General features: G+C 42.7%; 2 protein-coding genes. Both read left to right on the forward strand.

Annotated elements, in window-relative coordinates; translation table 11 throughout:
* Nucleotides 1–735 (forward strand): helix-turn-helix domain-containing protein (locus AC1DUA_RS38735; RefSeq protein WP_477504742.1); only part of this gene is annotated, 735 nt, incomplete at its 5' end.
* A 121-nt stretch (nt 736–856) separates the two neighbouring features.
* Nucleotides 857–1,065, forward strand: a 209-nt coding sequence (locus tag AC1DUA_RS38740) for a 2-keto-3-deoxygluconate permease (RefSeq protein WP_477504743.1), incomplete at its 3' end; no start/stop codon positions are given.

A 1,065-nucleotide genomic window follows, 5' to 3' on the forward strand; every position in this document is an offset into this window, starting at 1 on the left:
GGGGACGCGCTGTATATCGTTCCTTGTGAGCAATTGTCGGAGGAGGAACAGGAAGCCGTTTTACTCGGAACGGATGATTATCCAGGACTACTTTTCAAAGAATCTGTCGGTACGATTTGCTTGGATAACATCCAGCACGTTAGTCAGCAGCTGCAGCGCAAATTGCTTTCTACAATGACAACAGGGATGCATGCGCGTCTCATTGTAACAACTTCGCATCCGATCAAGCTGATGTTAAAAAAAGAAGAAATGGATACATCGTTTGTCCTCGCTTTCATGGACATGTACATGAATCTGCCGCCACTGCGCGAAAGATTGGAAGATATTGATGAGATCGCCCGCGTTTTAATTGCGAATTATAACTCCCGGCATGGTAAACAAATCGTGGGTATCAGGCAGGAGGTCTTGGAAGATGATCTCATGCACAAGCTATGGCCAGGCAACATTCACCAATTAAGAATTGTTATTGAGAGCATGCTCGCTTGTACGAACGGTCATTACATCGGTACGAGTGAAGCCAAAGAAGGTTGGCAAAAAGTAAAAGAATCGTTGCAAAATGAAGCATCCAGCCAACAGGCAACGATCAATTTATCAGGGACTTGGGACGAAATCGAACAGAGAATTCTCTTGGAAATATTAGAAAAAGAAGGGATGAATCAATCGAAAGCCGCAAAGCGACTAGGCATTAATCGATCTACCCTCTGGAGAAAGTTGAAAGATGTGTTGCAAATTTAAACGATTTCCCCCGTTGTTATAGCGGAACTCCTGTCATATAATCATCACATGGGCGATCAGGATATTAGTGTTGCATAATGCAACGTCACGCTCAACAAAACTTCTTAGGAGGAAGCACATCATGAGAATTAAGGCAACAATTGATCGTATTCCTGGAGGAATGATGATTGTTCCGCTAATTTTGGGGGCTATTATTACTACATTATTCCCTTCAATGGGTAAAACATTTGGATCTTTCACAGGCGCTTTGATGACAGGATCTCTGCCAATTTTAGCTGTGTTCTATGTCTGTATGGGTTCTACGATCAATTTTAAAGCAACCCCTTACAT

It is taken from the genome of Paenibacillus sp. 01T422, from assembly GCF_056398785.1.